This is a genomic window from Lactobacillus rodentium, from assembly GCF_003423665.1.
GTDB lineage: Bacteria > Bacillota > Bacilli > Lactobacillales > Lactobacillaceae > Lactobacillus > Lactobacillus rodentium.
Genome location: NZ_BFBY01000002.1, coordinates 25,428 through 42,613, shown reverse-complemented (window position 1 = coordinate 42,613; position 17,186 = coordinate 25,428). Strand labels below are relative to the sequence as shown.

At 34.3% G+C, this 17,186-nt stretch carries 17 protein-coding genes; 16 read left to right on the top strand and 1 reads right to left on the bottom strand.

Annotation, left to right across the window (positions count from 1 at the left end):
• Nucleotides 1–5 precede the first annotated feature (5 nt).
• The 7 genes from fmt to LrDSM24759_RS01470 are packed head-to-tail and all read left to right on the top strand — an operon-like array spanning nt 6 to nt 7,230.
• On the top strand, nt 6–950 hold the full coding sequence (gene fmt / locus LrDSM24759_RS01500) for a methionyl-tRNA formyltransferase (protein ID WP_117117731.1): 945 nt from the start codon (nt 6–8) through the stop codon (nt 948–950).
• Nucleotides 943–2,259 carry a 16S rRNA (cytosine(967)-C(5))-methyltransferase RsmB gene (rsmB, locus tag LrDSM24759_RS01495; RefSeq protein WP_117117730.1) on the top strand — a complete coding sequence of 439 codons (1,317 nt, stop codon included), beginning with the start codon at nt 943–945 and terminating at the stop codon, nt 2,257–2,259. Before fmt ends, rsmB begins: the two co-directional genes overlap by 8 nt.
• 5 nt (nt 2,260–2,264) lie before the next feature.
• On the top strand, nt 2,265–3,017 hold the full coding sequence (locus tag LrDSM24759_RS01490; protein WP_117117729.1) for a Stp1/IreP family PP2C-type Ser/Thr phosphatase: 753 nt from the start codon (nt 2,265–2,267) through the stop codon (nt 3,015–3,017).
• Entirely contained in the window at nt 3,017–4,978 is a 1,962-nt protein-coding gene (gene pknB, locus LrDSM24759_RS01485) for a Stk1 family PASTA domain-containing Ser/Thr kinase (RefSeq protein WP_117117728.1), read from the top strand. The genes LrDSM24759_RS01490 and pknB overlap by 1 nt, the downstream gene beginning before the upstream one ends.
• A complete protein-coding gene (gene rsgA / locus LrDSM24759_RS01480) occupies nt 4,978–5,871 on the top strand; it encodes a ribosome small subunit-dependent GTPase A (protein WP_117117727.1) in 894 nt (297 codons plus the stop codon). Before pknB ends, rsgA begins: the two co-directional genes overlap by 1 nt.
• Before the next feature lie 13 nt (nt 5,872–5,884).
• On the top strand, nt 5,885–6,541 hold the full coding sequence (rpe, locus tag LrDSM24759_RS01475) for a ribulose-phosphate 3-epimerase (protein WP_117117726.1): 657 nt from the start codon (nt 5,885–5,887) through the stop codon (nt 6,539–6,541).
• Nucleotides 6,538–7,230 (top strand): thiamine diphosphokinase, encoded by a 693-nt coding sequence (locus LrDSM24759_RS01470; protein ID WP_117117725.1) that lies wholly within the window; start codon nt 6,538–6,540, stop codon nt 7,228–7,230. Before rpe ends, LrDSM24759_RS01470 begins: the two co-directional genes overlap by 4 nt.
• A 40-nt stretch (nt 7,231–7,270) precedes the next feature.
• Here the strand turns inward: LrDSM24759_RS01470 and rpmB are convergent, their stop codons facing one another.
• Nucleotides 7,271–7,456 carry a 50S ribosomal protein L28 gene (rpmB, locus tag LrDSM24759_RS01465; RefSeq protein ID WP_117117724.1) on the bottom strand — a complete coding sequence of 62 codons (186 nt, stop codon included), beginning with the start codon at nt 7,454–7,456 and terminating at the stop codon, nt 7,271–7,273.
• Nucleotides 7,457–7,642: 186 nt separating this feature from the next.
• Here rpmB and LrDSM24759_RS01460 point away from each other — a divergent pair, with 186 nt between their 5' ends.
• From LrDSM24759_RS01460 to LrDSM24759_RS01420, 9 genes are all read left to right on the top strand, one after another.
• Complete coding sequence (locus LrDSM24759_RS01460; protein ID WP_117117723.1) at nt 7,643–8,005, top strand: Asp23/Gls24 family envelope stress response protein; 363 nt, start codon at nt 7,643–7,645, stop codon at nt 8,003–8,005.
• A gap of 22 nt (nt 8,006–8,027) precedes the next feature.
• Complete coding sequence (fakA, locus tag LrDSM24759_RS01455) at nt 8,028–9,695, top strand: DAK2 domain-containing protein (protein ID WP_117117722.1); 1,668 nt, start codon at nt 8,028–8,030, stop codon at nt 9,693–9,695.
• Between the two features lies 1 nt (nt 9,696).
• Entirely contained in the window at nt 9,697–11,748 is a 2,052-nt protein-coding gene (gene recG, locus LrDSM24759_RS01450) for an ATP-dependent DNA helicase RecG (RefSeq protein ID WP_117117721.1), read from the top strand.
• 35 nt (nt 11,749–11,783) lie between these two features.
• Nucleotides 11,784–12,791, top strand: coding sequence for a phosphate acyltransferase PlsX (gene plsX, locus LrDSM24759_RS01445; RefSeq protein WP_117117720.1), 1,008 nt, complete (start codon nt 11,784–11,786; stop codon nt 12,789–12,791).
• Nucleotides 12,792–12,804: 13 nt separating this feature from the next.
• The gene (gene acpP / locus LrDSM24759_RS01440; RefSeq protein WP_117117719.1) at nt 12,805–13,047 is read left to right on the top strand and encodes an acyl carrier protein; all 243 of its coding nucleotides are present in this window, start codon (nt 12,805–12,807) and stop codon (nt 13,045–13,047) included.
• 167 nt (nt 13,048–13,214) lie between these two features.
• Nucleotides 13,215–14,216, top strand: coding sequence for an ABC transporter ATP-binding protein (locus tag LrDSM24759_RS01435; RefSeq protein WP_117117718.1), 1,002 nt, complete (start codon nt 13,215–13,217; stop codon nt 14,214–14,216).
• 14 nt (nt 14,217–14,230) lie between these two features.
• Nucleotides 14,231–15,199, top strand: coding sequence for an ATP-binding cassette domain-containing protein (locus LrDSM24759_RS01430; RefSeq protein ID WP_117117717.1), 969 nt, complete (start codon nt 14,231–14,233; stop codon nt 15,197–15,199).
• A 3-nt stretch (nt 15,200–15,202) separates the two neighbouring features.
• The gene (gene opp4B / locus LrDSM24759_RS01425) at nt 15,203–16,162 is read left to right on the top strand and encodes an oligopeptide ABC transporter permease (protein WP_117117716.1); all 960 of its coding nucleotides are present in this window, start codon (nt 15,203–15,205) and stop codon (nt 16,160–16,162) included.
• A gap of 13 nt (nt 16,163–16,175) precedes the next feature.
• Nucleotides 16,176–17,081, top strand: a complete 906-nt coding sequence (locus tag LrDSM24759_RS01420; RefSeq protein ID WP_117117715.1) for an ABC transporter permease — start codon at nt 16,176–16,178, stop codon at nt 17,079–17,081.
• The last annotated feature ends 105 nt before the right edge of the window (nt 17,082–17,186 follow it).

Sequence of the window (17,186 nt, the reverse complement as noted above, 5' to 3'; positions counted from 1 at the left end):
GTTACATGCCATCAATAATTTTTTTAGGAACACCAGAATTTGGACGCACAGTTTTAGAAGGATTAATAGATTCCAACTATGACATTAAGGCTGTTGTTACACAACCTGATAAAAAAATAGGCCGTAAACAAGTTCTTCACCAATCCCCAGTTAAAGAACTTGCATTAGCCAATCATTTAAAAGTTTACCAACCAGCAAAATTGTCAGGTTCAGAAGAATTAGCTGAGTTGTTGCAAATTCAACCTGATTTTATTGTTACCGCAGCTTATGGCCAATTTTTACCAAGCAAGTTTTTACAATCAGCTAAGATTGCTCCAGTAAATGTGCATGGATCTTTACTTCCTAAATATCGCGGTGGTGCTCCAATCCAATACTCTTTATTAAACGGAGATAAAGAGACTGGAATTTCAATTATGGAAATGGTTAAAAAAATGGATGCTGGTGATATTTTTGCACAAGCCAGCTTGTCAATTAAAGATGATGATACTTCTGGCAGTCTTTTTGAAAAACTAAGTGTTCTGGGACGCGATCTTTTATTAGAAACTTTACCTAAATTTCTTGATGGTACTGTAACTAGAACTAAGCAAGATGAAGCGGGCGTAGTATTTTCACCTAATATTTCAAAAGAACAAGAACAAATTAAAACTAGTATGACGGCCCAACAAGCACATAACTTAGTGAGAGGATTAAATCCTGATCCTGGTGCCTATATATTAGTAGATGGTAAACGCATGAAAGTTTGGCAAACCAAAGTTAGTGATGAAAAAACTGATCTTGCTCCAGGTAGTTTGGTTACTAACAAAAAACGTTTTGCTATTGCCTTTGCAGATGGAACGGTATTAGATTTATTAGAAGTTCAACCAACTGGCAAAAAGAGAATGCCAATTAGAGATTATGTAAATGGACAAGGTAGTAAGTTTAAGAGCGGAGAAAAAATAATTGATGACTAGTGCTCGGAGTGTAGCCTTAGATACCTTAATTAAGGTACTTAATCAAAATTCATATTCAAATATTGCACTTAATAATGCTTTAGAAAAAAGTAAGTTAAGCGATAAAGATAAGGCTTTGACTACTAAGATAGTTTATGGAACTATTCAATATAAAATATTTTTAGATTATCAACTAAAACCACTGATAAAAACAAAGTTAAAGGATAAATTTATTTATCCTCTGCTTTTAATGTCGGCTTATCAATATTTCTTTTTGGAACGTATTCCAACTAGTGCAATTTTTGATGAGGCTAATAAACTTGCTAAAAATTATAGTGGAAGAAATTCTGGTAGTTACAAATTGGTGAATGGAATTTTACGTGCTCTAGATCGACAGGGGGAACTATTACCAAATAAAAATAATACAGAGGAGTATTTAAGCATTAAATATTCTTTTCCAAAATGGTTAGTAGAATATTTTATTGATTTATTTGGTTTAAAGCGAGCTAAAAGTATTTTAAGCGCAAGTAATATTCCAGCGGCAACCAGTATTAGAATTACCGATTCTAATTTAAGTCACTCAGATGTTGCTGATCAATTAGCAAAAGAAAAGATAAAAACCTTGCCTTCTAAATTAACTGATCATAATTTATTAATTGAGCATGGTAATGTCGCAAAATCCGACTTATTTAAAGAGGGAAAAATTACGATTCAAGATAGTGCTGCTTCTTTAGCAGTAGATGCTTTTAATTTTAAGGGCAATGAAAAAGTGCTCGATGCCTGTAGCGCTCCTGGGGGCAAGACAGTACAAATTGCCGAACAATTGACTACTGGAAATGTAACAGCATCAGATATTCATGAAAATAAATTAGCTTTAGTAAAAAAAGCTGCTCAACGTCTTGGAGTAAGTGATAAAGTAAAAACAGTAGCACTTGATGCACGCAAGGCGCAAGATCATTTTACTTCCGGAACTTTTAATAAAATTCTTGTAGATGCTCCCTGTTCTGGACTTGGCTTAATTAGACGAAAACCAGAAATTAGATATGATAAAAAATTAGCTGATATAAAAAATTTAAGTAAAATTCAAAAAGACATTTTGAATCACATCGCACCTTTACTTGCACCAGGTGGGGAATTAGTCTATTCTACATGTACGATTACTAAAGAAGAAGATGAAGATGTGGTTGCAGCTTTTTTGAAGAATCATGCTGATTTTGAATTAGTTCCAATTAAGGTTGGTAATTTACCTAAGCAAGATTTTGTTAAAATATTACCAGATGAATTTAATAGCGATGGCTTTTTTATTGCTAAATTTAAAAAACGAGGTTAATTATTTTGATTAAAACAGCTTTTGCCTCAAGTATCGGAAGAGTAAGAGAGACAAATCAAGACTTTGTTAAAGTTTTTAAGAATCAAAACAATATTGTAATGGGAATTGTTTGTGATGGAATGGGTGGTCACCAAGGTGGTGATGTTGCTTCTACAATGGCAGTTAGTCATTTGGGACACGCATTTGAAAAAACTGATTTTACTAATGCTGAATTAGCCCAAAAATGGCTTTTGGTCCAATTAAAATTGGAAAATGATATTATTTTAAATACTGCAGATCGTTTTGCAGATTTGAATGGAATGGGGACTACTGTTGTTTTAGCAATTGCTTTTGCTGAAAAGATTTTAGTTGCTCATTTAGGCGATTCTCGTGCTTATATTTATGGTAATAAAAATTTTAAACAAATTACTCAAGATCATTCTTTAGTAAATGAATTAGTCAAAATGGGACAGATTACTGAACAAGAAGCTCGTAATCATCCTCAAAAAAATATTATTACTGAAACATTAGGCGTATCAAGTACAGTTAATCCTGAGTTTAATACTTTAGAAGTTCACGCTGGTGATATTTTTCTTTTATGTACTGATGGTTTAACAAATTCGTTAACTGATTTACAAATTCAACAAATTCTCGCAACTAAAAATCTAACTTTGAAGGAAAGATGTAATAAGTTAATTAATGAAGCCAACCGATTAGGTGGTGGCGATAATATCACAGTTTGTTTAATTGCCTACACCGAAAAGGAGGCTGAACACTAGTGTTTGATAAGGGCTACTTAATTGGCGGTCGCTATAAAATCCTTACTTTACTGGGTGAGGGTGGGATGGCTAATGTCTATTTAGCAGAAGATATCATTCTCAAGCGTAAAGTTGCAGTTAAAATTTTAAGATTAGACTTACAAAAAGATCCTAAGACCATTGAAAGATTTAAAAGAGAAGCACGTGCCACTAGTGAATTAAGTCATCCCAATATTGTTTCAATTTTAGATGTTGGTAGTGACCATAATCGCCATTATTTGGTCATGGAATATGTTGAAGGCCCAGATCTAGAACAATATATTCAAAAAAATAATCCTATTCCATTACCAAAAGTAATTGCGATTATGGATCAAATTTTATCGGCTATGGCACTAGCTCATAAGCATCATGTGATTCACCGAGATTTAAAACCACAAAATATTTTGATAGATAAAAAAGGTAATATCAAAATCGTTGATTTCGGAATTGCTGTGGCTTTAAATCAAAGTACTATGAGTCAAACTAATACCGCCATTGGTTCAGTACATTATATGTCGCCAGAACAAGCGCGTGGGAATCGTGCAACCATTCAATCTGATATTTATTCTTTAGGTATTATTTTGTATGAATTGTTAATGGGACAAGTTCCCTTCGGTGGAGAAAATGCCGTTGCAGTAGCTTTGAAACATTTCCAAGAAACTACTCCTTCACTTCGAAAACAAAACCCAGATATTCCGCAGGCCTTAGAAAATGTAGTATTTAAAGCAACTGCTAAAGATCCGCGGGATCGTTATCATTCTGTGATGGAAATGAAGCAGGATTTGGATACTAGTTTAGATCCTAGTCGTCGCAATGAGCCAGTTTTTGAGCCTAAATTTGATCCTAATAAAGATAATACGATTGTTTTACCCCAAATGGATGGCTCAGTCCAAAATACACAAAAAATTGCTGATAAAGACAAAGAAAATAGCAATTCACCAACATTATGGGAAAATATTAAAAACCATAAATGGTGGTGGCTAGGAGCTGGGATTGCCTTTTTAAGCATTATGTTAATTTTGATTTTTGCTTTAGGTCGTAAAGATGATGTAACTGTACCTAACGTAAACAATTTAAGTGAAAGTGATGCAAGACAAAGCCTTTTGGCTCGTGGCTTAAAAATTGGAAAAGATAAATACCAATATTCAGATAAGGTTAAAAAGGGTCGAATTATAAGTACTGACCCTCAAACTGGAATTACAGTTAAAAATGGACAAACAGTTGATCTAATAATTTCTCGTGGTGCAAAATTAAAAACAGTTCCAGATGTGGCTGGTGAAAATTATACGAGTGCTCGAAAGAGATTAATTAAGGCTGGATTTAAAGTATCTAAGGTTAATCAACCAGATGCTGTTATCCCTAAAAATACCGTTATTTCTCAAGATGTAACACCTGGCAAAAAAGTACAGGCAAATAAAACAACTATTACTTTATTTGTTTCTACAGGTAAAGCTAGAGCTTCAAAAGATGAAGTAAAATTACGAGATTTAACAGGCTATACCCTAAAAGGGGCACAAGACTATGCTAAAGATAATGATTTAAGTTTAGATATTAGTGAAGAAAATTCTGATTCTGCTCAAAAGGGTACAGTAATGCGACAAGATCCAGCACCAGGTACGCGAGTGAAAAAAGGATCAAAAATTCATTTAGTAATTTCAAAAGGTAAGGACGGCGACACGAGTGACGAAGATACTTCGTCAGATAATGATGAGGTAACTAAAGCATTTACTGTTCCTTACCAAGCAAGTGATGGTAGTAATCAGGGTAATCATATCCAAATTTATATTTCTGATGCTAACCATAGTTTGAATAATATTTACCGTGATCAAGTAATTACCCAAGATCAAACATTTACTATTCCTTTTAATTTGAGTAAAGGCAATGGCCATATTAGAATTGAAAGAGATGGTAATACTATTTTAGATGAGGATATTAATAAATAATGCTTGAAAAAATAGAAGGAATTGTAATCAGCGTAATTTCAGGCTACTATGATGTTGAAACTAAAAAAGGCGCCATTCGCTCTCGAGCGCGTGGCGTTTTTCGTAACCGGAAACAAAAGCCATTAGTAGGAGATCATGTCATTGTTCAATTAGATGAACAAGGGATGAACTATTTAGTAGAAATTTTACCCCGAAAAAATGAAATTGGTCGCCCAGCTGTAGCTAATGTAGATCAGGTATTATTAGTTATTTCAGCAGTAGAACCTGATTTTTCTCTGGAATTATTAGATCGTTACTTAACATTTTTTGCTTGGAAAAATATCGGAGTAACAATTTACCTATCGAAAACTGATATTACTCCTGCTGCACAACTAGTGAAAATTAAAGAGGAATTGTCCTACTATGAAAAAATTGGTTATCCAGTTTTCACTGATGGTAATAAATTAGAAAAAGACTTACCAGAATTAATCAAGAAAGATGCAATTTGGACCTTGGCTGGTCAATCAGGCGCTGGCAAGTCAACTCTACTTAATCAGTTAGAAAAAGAGGCTAATCAAGCAACGGGACAAATTTCTTATGCCTTGAATCGAGGAAAACACACAACGCGTCAAGTACAATTATTTAAATATGGAAAGGGCTATATCGCAGATACTCCTGGTTTTTCTGCGGTCGATCTTTATAAAATTAAACTTGATGAATTGGCTAATGATTTTTATGAATTTAAAAAGGCAAGTGCAAAGTGTAAATTTAGGAGTTGTCAGCACCTGCAAGAACCAAAATGTGAAGTGAAAAAGTTGGTTAAAGCCGGAGAAATTGCGCAAAGTCGTTATGATGATTATTTAAAAATTAGACAAGAAATTCAGGATAAGAGAATGCCTGATTATTTAAAATAAGAGGAATTAAGATATGAGTAAAATTGCACCATCAATTTTGAATGCCGATAACATGAATTTAGGTAGTGATATTCAAGAAGCCATTGATACAGGAATTAAGAGATTTCATATTGATATTATGGATGGTCATTTTGTACCTAATTTATCTTATGGTCCAGAATTAGTAAAAGATTTTAAAGAAGCCTTTCCTAATATTGAAGCAGAGATTCACTTAATGAGTAATAATTTAGATGTTACAATTCCTGCTTTTGTAAAAGCCGGAGCAGATTTAGTAGAGTTTCATTATGAAGCAACTGATCAAGTAGAAAAGTGGCTTAATTACTTAAAAGATCATAATGTAAAAGCAGGATTAGTAATTAATCCTGAAACCCCTGTTGAAAAAATTAAGCCTTACTTAGATCTAGTTGACCAAATTTTAGTTATGACAGTCAAGCCAGGTTTTGGTGGTCAAAGTTTTAGACCAGATTCTGATGAAAGAATTAGTCAGGTCAAAGAATTAATTACTGCTAGTGGTAAAAATATTAAAATTGAAGTTGATGGTGGGATAGATGATCACACGGCAGAAATAGCTAAAAATGCAGGGGCAGATATTTTTGTGGCTGGTTCTTTTATCTTTAAAAAGGGTCCAATTGCGCAACAAATTCTAAAACTAGAGAATATTTTAGTATGAAAAAAGCAATTGCAGTTTTAGGAGGGCCAACTGAGAATTGGCCACCTAATTTAAAAGAAAAGTTAGTCAAAGCCAAGAACTCTGGCATTATGATTGCTAGTAGCGATCGTGGAAGTCTGTTTTTGTTAGAATTAGGAATTATTCCAGATTTAGCAATGGGAGATTTTGATTCACTTCGTGATTTTGAATTAGGGCAAATCGAAAAAAGTGTTGCTGATATTCGTTATGCGCCACCAGCAAAAGATGAAACAGATTCAGAATTGTTATTGTTAACTTTATTTGAAGATTATCAGATTGAACAAGTGGATCTTTATGGTGCTACTGGTGGAAGGCTAGATCATTTTTTTGTAAATATTTTTACTTTTTTAAATCCACCTTTAGCTAAGTATAACGACCGCATTAGAATTATTGATCAACAAAATTTAATTCTTTTTCTAAAACCGAGAATGAATAGTCTGTTTCCAATTCTTTCGTATTCTTATTTAGGCCTGGCTAATTTAACTCCAGTTAAGAATCTCAATATCATTGGTGCTAAATATCCTTTAAAATCATTTAATACTACTGTGCCACACATGTTTTCTTCAAATGAATTTATTGGTCAAAATAAAATAGAAGTTTCCTTTGATAAAGGAGAAGTAATTGCAATCTATTCATGTGATAAGGATCGTTTTAGCAATATAGCCAAATAAAAAAAGCAGGTTATTAACCTGCTTTTTTTATAATCTTTAATTAAACTCGGGTAACCTTACCTGATTTCAATGCTTTTGCAGAAACCCAAACACGCTTTGGCTTGCCATTGACAAGAATGCGAACTTTTTGAAGGTTTGGCTTCCATGAACGTCTAGTAGAGTTCAAAGCCTTTGAACGCTTGTTACCGAAAGTGGTCTTGCGGCCAGTAATAAAGTCTTTTGCCATTTGTGCTAAACCCTCCTTTTATATCGGTTGTTAGTACCTTATTAGGTTATCATACCCTTAAATTGATTTCAATATCTTATTAAGATATATCTGCTTTTTCTTTAATTGTTAAAGTTGGTACTTTGATGTTAATTATGCTATGTTAAAATAAATATAGAAAAGTATTCTTCAGAAATGGAGGAAATTATGGCAGTAAAAATTAAAGCTAAATATGGATTAATTGATATTTCTAATAATGTGATTGCTACTGTAGTTGGAGGTGCCGCTACATCTAATTATGGTGTAGTAGGAATGGCATCTAAAAATACTATCCGTGATGGTGCTTTTACTATTTTGAATAAGGAAAACTACCGTCGTGGTGTAGTAATTAAATCAAAAGATAATCAAATTATTGTCGATGTTTATATTATTGTTGGTTACGGTCTTAAAATTTCCGAGGTTAGCCGCAATGTACAAGATAGTGTAAAATATAATCTCGAACATCTTTTAGGCATTAAAGCGAAATCAGTTAACGTAATCGTACAAGGCGTTAAAGTTTTAGACGAATAGTGCTTATTTGGAGGAAGACATAGTGGTATTAACCGAAATTACAGGTCAACAATTTAAAGATATGGTCCGTTCAGCATCTCATCGTTTAAGCAAGAATGCTGAATTTGTTGATAAATTAAATGTATTTCCAGTTCCTGATGGTGATACTGGAACAAACATGAACTTAACCGTTACTAGTGGTGCAAAAGCAGTAAATGAATGTGATAGTGATCGCATTGGTGATTTAACTGAAGCATTGTCAAAGGGAATGTTGATGGGTGCAAGAGGTAACTCTGGAGTAATTACTTCTCAACTTTTCCGTGGCTTTTATAAGGCTACTGAAGATTTAGATACTTTGACTGCCACAGATCTAGCAACTGCATTTTCTAATGGTGTTGCTTCAGCTTACAAGGCTGTAATGAAGCCAGTTGAAGGAACTATCTTAACCGTGGCTCGAGTGGCTGCTGAATCAGGTAAAAATAAGGCTGCTGAAACTGATGATGTCAGTGAAGTAATGCGTGCAGTAGTTGACGGAGCACGTAAAGCTTTAAAGACAACTCCTGATTTGTTACCAGTTTTAAAACAAGTAGGAGTAGTAGACTCTGGTGGTCAAGGTTTAGTCTTTATTTATCAAGGATTCTTAGAAGGCTTACTTGGTGAAAAGGATAATGAGTATCAATTAGATGATACTGAAATGGACGAGCTAATTAATGCCGCTCATCATCAAGCAGAATCTGCACAAGTACAGTTAGCTACTAGTGATATCAAGAATGGTTACTGTACTGAAATTATGGTTGACTTGGCTGCTGATGTACCAGATAAAAAGAAATTTGATCTAGATGAATTTAGAAAGCACTTATCTGAATTAGGAGATTCTTTATTAGCTGTTTCTGACGGCGAAGTGGCTAAAGTCCATGTTCATACTGAACATCCAGCTGAAGTATTTACTTACGGTAAACAATTTGGAAAATTAGGCAAGATAAAGATTGATAATATGCGAATTCAACATGAAACTATTGTTGAAAATCATGATGAACAAGAAGAAGCTGTTGATTTTGCCGTAATTGCGGTTGCTTCTGGTCATGGTATTCGTGAATTATTTAAGAGTGAAGGTGTTAACCGCATTATTTCGGGTGGTCAAACAATGAATCCTTCAACTCAAGATATTCTTGATGCAATTAAGAAGTCTGGGGCAAAGAAAGCGATTATTTTACCTAATAACGGTAATATTGTGATGGCTGCAAAACAAGCAGCCGAGCTTGCTGATATTCCAGTAGGAATTGTTCCAACTAAGACCATTTCCCAAGGTTTAACTGCTATGCTTTCCTTTGATCCAGATGCTGATGTTGATGAGAATGTTGAAGCAATGTCTGAAGATCTGGATACAGTAAAATCAGGTGAAGTAACAAAGGCAATTCGTGATACTGAAATTGATGATATTCAAGTACATAAAGATGACTTCTTAGGTATTATTGATGGCAAGATTGCAGTTGATAATCCTGACCTAATTAACACTACTGTTGAAATGATTCAAAAAATGCTTGATGAAGATAGTGAAATCATTACTGTGATGTATGGTAGTGACGCTACTAAGAAAGATGCTGAAGCAGTTATTGAAAAAATCAAAGCAGTTAGTGACGATGATGATTTAGAATTTGAAGTACATGATGGTGGTCAACCAGTTTATTACTTCTTAGTTTCTGTGGAATAAAATGAATACTATAGCTCAAGAAAAAGACTTGTTTGCACCAGTAACAGTTTTAAAGGGAGTTGGAGACAAGACTGCCCAAGGATTGGCTTCGTTAGGAATTAAAAGTATTTACGATTTACTAATGTATTTTCCTTTTCGTTATAACGATTTGGAAACCTTGCCCCTTGATCAATTAATGGATGGACAAAAGACTCTTTTAAAGGGAATAGTTGTTACTGAGCCTTATGTTAGTAGATTTGGCTACAAAAAAAGTCGTCTTAGCTTTAAAATCAAAATTGACCATGATGTTGTCATGGTCAATTTTTTTAATCGGCCTTGGTTAAAAGATAAGATTGAACTTGGTAAAGAAGTAGCCATATATGGCAAATATAATGTAAATCGTCAATCTCTCAGTGCCTTTAAATTCGTAGCTGAAAAAAAAGAGGGAGCGGCGATGGAGCCAATTTATCCCCTTAATCGGCATATTAAGCAAAAAAAGCTGCAAGAATTAATAGATTTGGCAATAACAGATTATTTGCCTTTATTAGGAAATATTGTTCCTCCAGAAGTGCGCACTAAATATAAATTAGAGACAGATCAAGCGATTGTTCAAGATTTACATCATCCCAAAAATAGTATGATGGCAAGAAAAGCTAAACGAAGTGCAATTTTTCGAGAATTTTTCCTATTTCAAGTTCAGTTAGCGCAAATGCTCAATCAGCAAGATGATGAAGCTCCAGGTGAAGCAAAGAAGTATGATCTCAAAGAAATAAAAAGATTAATTAACTTATTACCTTTTGAATTATCTGATGATCAAAAAAAGGTAGTAAATGAAATTTTTGCTGATCTTCACTCATCACGTCAAATGCGGCGCTTACTCCAGGGGGATGTAGGAGCTGGAAAAACAATTGTTGCTGTTTTTGCTATTTATGCTGTGGTAACTGCTGGTTATCAGGCTACCTTAATGGTACCGACCGAAATTTTAGCACAACAGCACTTTGATAAAATTAATGAGATGCTAAGTCAGTTGGGAGTAAGGGTTGCTTTATTAACTGGTGATACTAAAGAACTAGAGAAAAAAGAAATCTATCGTGAATTAGCAGATGGGACAATTAATGTGGTTATTGGTACCCATGCTTTAATCCAAGATCCAGTTGAATTTAAAAACTTAGGATTAGTAATTATTGATGAACAACACCGTTTTGGAGTTAATCAGCGCAATAAGTTAATTCAAAAAGGGAATCAGCCTGATATTCTTGCGATGACAGCTACGCCGATTCCACGAACTTTGGCTTTGACAGTTTACGGTAATATGAACGTTTCTTCAATTCATCAATTACCTAAGGGAAGAAAACCAATAATTTCATCGTGGATAACTTCTAATAAACTGCGTGAAGTATTAACCCAAATGCAACGTCAATTAGATCAAGGATTTCAGATTTATGTAGTTACTCCTTTAATTAGTGAATCCGAAACGACTGATTTAAAAAATGCGGAAGAACTTCAAGCAAAACTTGCTCAATACTTTAAAGAGCAAAATGTTGTTTTACTTCATGGTCGGATGTCTGGTGAAGAAAAAAATCAAATTATGGATGCTTTTGCAGACAAAAAAATTGATATTTTGGTGACAACCAGCGTTATTGAAGTAGGAGTGGATGTTCCTAATGCTAATATGATGATTATTTTTAATGCTGATCGGTTTGGCCTAAGTCAATTGCATCAGTTACGCGGTAGAATTGGACGTGGCCAAACCCAAAGTTATTGTATCTTTGTTAGTGATCCCAAAACAGAAGTGGGAAAAAAGCGCATGGAAATTATTGCTAATATTTCTGATGGGTTTAAACTTGCAGAAGAAGATCTCAAACTTCGTGGTGAAGGTGATATTTTTGGTAAGGCACAATCTGGCTTGCCGCAGTTTAGAGTTGGAGATGTGGTACAAGATTTTAATGCTCTCCAAACAGCTCAAAAAGAAGCAAGGAATTTAATTAAAAAAGATCCAAATTTAGAAAATTATGAATATGACTTTTTAAATAAAGTGTTAAAATATAGCAAAGACTTACAAAATAGTGATTAATTATTTTAAGTAATTTGTTTATAGGAGATATAGTGATGAAAAGAATTGCCGTAGATGCAATGGGCGGAGAGCATGCACCGCAAGCTATTGTAGATGCAGTTATTAAAACCCGTAAAGAATTACCTAATGTAACTTTTATCTTATTTGGCGATGAACAAAAGGTTAAGGGTGCTTTTCCAAAAGACGATGACTTTAAGCAAGTAGAATTTGTTAATACAACTGAAGTAATCGCTGATAGTGATGAGCCCGTAAAAGCAATTCGTCGCAAAAAAGATTCTTCCATGGTAGTAGCAGCTAATTATGTCAAAGATAAGAAGGCTGATGCCTTAGTGTCTTTAGGTAATACAGGAGCTTTACTTTCTAGTGGAATCTTTATCATTGGTCGCATTAAGGGCGTAGATCGTCCAGCTTTAATGCCCACGATGCCGAGTCAAAAGGGCGAACAAGGCTTTAATATTATTGATGTTGGAGCTAATGCACAAAGTAAAGCAAGTTATTTAGTGCAATGGGCTCAAATGGCAAACTATTATGCTGAAAAAATTCGTAATATTAAAAATCCCAAAGTAGCTCTGTTAAATAATGGTGCTGAAGATGATAAAGGGGATCCAATGCACCAAGAAGCATATAAACTTTTATCAGAGACAGATTTGAATTTTACTGGAAATATTGAAGGTAATGAATTGATGGAGGGTAAAGCCGATGTCGTTGTAACTGATGGTTTTACCGGTAATGCTGTTCTCAAAGCGATTGAAGGAACTGCCACAGTTATCTTACATATGTTAAAAGATTCATTATTAAATAGTGGAGTAATACCTAAAATTGGTGCGGGCCTTGCTAAACCAGCTCTTAGAAATTTAGCCAAACGTTTTGATACTAAACGTTATGGTGGTGCGGTTTTATTAGGAGTTAATGGTATTGTAGTTAAGCCCCATGGCCGGTCAGATGCAACTACTATTTATTACGCCTTTAAGCAAGTGGATAAAATGCTTGATCAAAATTTAGTTGCTAAATATACTGAATTATTTAAAGATAATAAGAAGTAAAAGGAGAAAAACAATGACTGAAGAAGAAATTTTTAATAAGATTGCTGATATGATTGCTGATCGTTTTGAATTTGATCGTGATAAAATTACTAATGATTTGAATTTCCAAAATGATTTGGATGCCGATTCAATTGATTTTGTAGAATTCGTCATGGATTTAGAAGATACTTTTGGAGAAGAAATTCCTGATGAAGATGCCGAAAAATTAGCTACTGTGGGAGAAGCAGTTGCTTATATTAAGTCACATCAAAGTTAATTTGATTTTAAAAGTAAGAAATAGATTAAGAAAAAACTACCAATTAATGAAAAATGTTTGTGAAATCATTGAATTGGTGGTTTTTTTTATATATAATGAGAGCATTAATTAAGAATCTAATTGACTTTTAATTTTATATTCAAAAAGGGTTGAGAGGAGAATGAACTTTGGACAAACAAACTGATGTATTATTAGACATCGAACATTTGCATACTGCCTATCGTTTGCAAGGAAAGTTCTATGATGCAGCTGATGATATTAATTTGAGACTAAAACGAGATGAAATTTTGGCCATTGTTGGTGAGTCAGGCTCTGGTAAAAGTACGATTGCCTCAAGTATCATTGGTTTATATGACCAGAAAAATACTAGAGTAACTGGAGATATTTTATATAATGAATTAAATTTAGTCGGCTTAAATGATAAGCTCTTTAATCAAATCCGTGGTAAACGTATTGGCATGATTTTTCAAGATCCTCTAGCTTCTCTTAATCCTTTAATGCGGGTTGGTGATCAAGTTGCTGAAACTTTGTATTATCATACTGATATGGATGAAAAGCAACGACATGATCGGGTAATTGAACTTTTTAATCAAGTCGGTATGCCTCGTCCAGAAGAAATGTATAGTATGTACCCACATGAATTATCTGGTGGATTACGTCAACGTGTTGTGATCGCAATTGCGATTGCTTGCAAACCTGAAATTATTATTGCTGATGAACCTACTACTGCTTTGGATGTTACTATTCAGGCTCAAATTTTGGATTTACTAAAGGAAATTCAAAAAGAGACGCACTCAGGAATCATTTTAATTACTCACGATTTAGGAGTAGTTGCAGAAACTGCAGACCAAGTAGCAGTAATGTATGCAGGACAAATTGTAGAAAAGGCAGATGTGAAAACTATCTTCTCTAATCCATTGCATCCATATACCAGATCATTATTACATTCAATGCCACAAACTGATAGTAATGATGAAGAATTACACGTAATTCAAGGGACTGTTCCTTCATTAAAGAATATGCCTCGCTCTGGTGATCGTTTTGCAGCAAGAATTCCTTGGATTCCAGCTTCAGCTCATGAAGATAATCCAAGGATTCATGAAGTAGAACCAAATCATTTTGTAAGATGTACTTGTTGGCAAGGATTCCATTTTGAGGATGAGAAATAAAGCAGGAGTGGCTTATGGCAGAAGAAATAATTCAAATTAAAGATTTAAAAGTCCATTATCCTATTCGCTCTGGTTTTTGGAATCGGATTACTGATTATGTTCGTGCCGTGGATGGGATTAATCTTTCCATCAAAGAAGGAGAAACATACGGCTTAATTGGTGAGTCGGGTTCTGGAAAATCAACTACTGGTAAGGCAATTGTCGGTGTAGAAAAAGTCACTAGCGGACAAATTCTATATAAAGGTGTGGATGTTACTAAAGCAGCAAATCGTAAGAAGCTGAATTATAACAAAGATGTCCAAATGATCTTTCAGGATTCGATGTCTTCGCTCAATCCACGTAAAAGAATTGAAGATATTATTGCTGAACCAATCAGAAACTTTGAAAATTTAACTACTGATGAAGAAAGAAAAAGAGTACAAGAATTACTTGATATCGTTGGGATGCCAAGTGATGCAATTTATAAGTACCCACATGAATTCTCTGGTGGTCAAAGACAAAGAATTGGTGTTGCACGTGCTGTAGCAACTAATCCAAAATTAATCGTTGCTGATGAACCAACTTCAGCACTGGATTTATCGGTTCAAGCCCAAGTGCTTAACTTCATGAAGCAAATCCAGCAACAATATAACATCGCTTTCTTATTCATTTCTCACGATTTAGGTGTAGTTAAGCATATGTCAGAAGATATTGCGATTATGCACCGTGGTCGTTTTGTTGAAATTGGTGATCGAGATCAAATTTACAATGATCCAATGCATATCTATACCAAACGACTACTTTCAGCAATACCTAAAGTTGACGTTGAACATCGTGAAGAACATAAAAAAGAACGTCAAAGAGTAGAGAAAGAATTCTTGGATAATCAGGACAAATGGTATGACAAAGACGGTCGGGTTCTGCCTTTGAAGAAGGTTTCAGATCGCCATTATGTCGCTTTACCAGAAGATATGATTCAAGAAGAATTAAAGGAGGGTGAATAGAAAATGTGGAAGACAGTTTTACGTCGTATTTTAATTATGATCCCTCAATTAATTATTTTGAGTATTTTAGTTTTCTTCTTAGCTAAAATGATGCCTGGGGATCCATTTACAGGGATGATTAATCCGAACTCTGATCCTAAGACAATCGCTCATTTAAAACAAGAATATGGTTTAAACGATCCAGTTTGGGTGCAATATGGACGATGGGTTGGTAATTTATTCCATGGTGATTTAGGCCAATCCTACATTCAAAAAGTACCAGTTGCATCCTTAATTTGGGATCGTGCGGTTAATACTTTTTGGTTGTCATTAGTCACTGTAATTATTACGTATGCAATTGCAATTCCTTTAGGAATTACTGCTGGTCGTCACCAAGATCAGTGGCAAGACCAATCAATTCAAATCTTTAACTATATAACTTTGGCTACTCCAGCCTTTGTATTTTATATTTTGGGATTATATATTTTTGGTTTTGTTTTAGGTTGGTTCCCAGTATCCGGATCAGTTTCTGATACTGCATCAGAATTCTTTGGTATTTTAGGCAGTAGGTTATATCACATCATCTTGCCGGCGATCCTCTGTGCTTTAATCACAACTACAGCAACTGTTCAATATTTACGAACTGGAATTGTTGATAACAAGGTTGAAGATTATGTTAGAACCGCTCGCAGTAAAGGTGTACCTGATAAAGTTGTCTTTAATAAACATATTTTACGAAACTCAATGTTGCCAATTGCTGCCTTTTTAGGAACTACTATTACTGGATTGCTTTCTGGTTCAATGATAATTGAAACTGTCTTTAGTTATCCTGGAATGGGTAAACTATTCTTAGATTCAATTGGTCAACGTGATTACACTACTTTAACAGCTTTAATTATGATCTTCGGTATTTTAACTTTACTCGGTAATTTGATTTCCGATATTGTCATGAGTATTGTTGATCCAAGAATTAGAGTCCAATAGGAGGGAGAGAAAAATGGCTGAAGAAACAAAACAAGATAAACAAAATAAGCCAACTCTTCCTGCTTCAGGTTTTAGAGTTGTAGCCAGAGAAATCTTTCATGATCCGACCGCGATGATAGCTTTAATTATAATTATCTTAATTTTGCTATTTACGTTTGTTGGCTCTTTATTTTTAAATAGTAGTCAAGTTACCCAAATTAATATTGCTGATGCTTATTATGGTTGGGGTGAGGCTGGCCACTTGCTTGGAACTGACGATGGTGGTCGCGATATTGTGCAATTGTTAATGATGGGTGGTAGAAACTCAATCTTTATTGGGGTTGCCATCACTATCATTACCGAATGTGTTGGTTTAGTTATTGGATTAGTTGCCGGATACTTTGGTGGTTTAACTGACTCGATTATCATGCGTATTGTGGATTTCATTCAAATTTTGCCACAAATGCCAATTTTAATTGTTTTGGTAACTGTTATTCCTAACTACAATGCCTTTACTTTGGTATTATTAATTGCCATGTTTGGATGGACCACTACTGTTAGGTATTACCGTTCATTTGTTTTATCACAAAGTGGACGTGAGTATGTTTTGGCCTCTAAAACATCCGGTTCTTCAAACTTACAAATTATGTTCCGTGAAGTTTTACCCAACATTACCTCAATGATCATTATTGATGTCGTATTAACAATTGCAGGAAACATTGGAATTGAAACAACACTTTCATTTATTGGCTATGGTTTGCCAAGTAATGTACCATCATTAGGTAGTTTGATTGGATTTGCTAATGATCCAGTTAACGTTACTACGAGACCTTGGTTATGGCTACCGGCTACGATATTGTTATTAGCAATTTCATTGAGTATTAACTATGTTGGACGTGCCTTGCAAAGAGCATTTGATGCGCGTCAACGTGAAAATTAACATATTAAATAAGGATTTAGTAATTACTAAATCCTTATTTTTTTGTTTAATATTAAAAAATATAAGAGGTTTTTTAATGAAATGATGAATGATGAAAGGGGATTA

Excerpts from the sequence above, each read along its gene's own strand:
- fmt (WP_117117731.1), top strand. The coding sequence starts at position 6 with ATGCCATCAATAATTTTTTTAGGAACACCAGAATTTGGACGCACAGTT.
- rsmB (WP_117117730.1), top strand. The coding sequence starts at position 943 with ATGACTAGTGCTCGGAGTGTAGCCTTAGATACCTTAATTAAGGTACTT.
- rsgA (WP_117117727.1), top strand. The coding sequence starts at position 4,978 with ATGCTTGAAAAAATAGAAGGAATTGTAATCAGCGTAATTTCAGGCTAC.
- rpe (WP_117117726.1), top strand. The coding sequence starts at position 5,885 with ATGAGTAAAATTGCACCATCAATTTTGAATGCCGATAACATGAATTTA.
- LrDSM24759_RS01470 (WP_117117725.1), top strand. The coding sequence starts at position 6,538 with ATGAAAAAAGCAATTGCAGTTTTAGGAGGGCCAACTGAGAATTGGCCA.
- rpmB (WP_117117724.1), bottom strand. The coding sequence starts at position 7,456 with ATGGCAAAAGACTTTATTACTGGCCGCAAGACCACTTTCGGTAACAAG.
- LrDSM24759_RS01460 (WP_117117723.1), top strand. The coding sequence starts at position 7,643 with ATGGCAGTAAAAATTAAAGCTAAATATGGATTAATTGATATTTCTAAT.
- recG (WP_117117721.1), top strand. The coding sequence starts at position 9,697 with ATGAATACTATAGCTCAAGAAAAAGACTTGTTTGCACCAGTAACAGTT.
- plsX (WP_117117720.1), top strand. The coding sequence starts at position 11,784 with ATGAAAAGAATTGCCGTAGATGCAATGGGCGGAGAGCATGCACCGCAA.
- acpP (WP_117117719.1), top strand. The coding sequence starts at position 12,805 with ATGACTGAAGAAGAAATTTTTAATAAGATTGCTGATATGATTGCTGAT.
- LrDSM24759_RS01430 (WP_117117717.1), top strand. The coding sequence starts at position 14,231 with ATGGCAGAAGAAATAATTCAAATTAAAGATTTAAAAGTCCATTATCCT.
- opp4B (WP_117117716.1), top strand. The coding sequence starts at position 15,203 with ATGTGGAAGACAGTTTTACGTCGTATTTTAATTATGATCCCTCAATTA.
- LrDSM24759_RS01420 (WP_117117715.1), top strand. The coding sequence starts at position 16,176 with ATGGCTGAAGAAACAAAACAAGATAAACAAAATAAGCCAACTCTTCCT.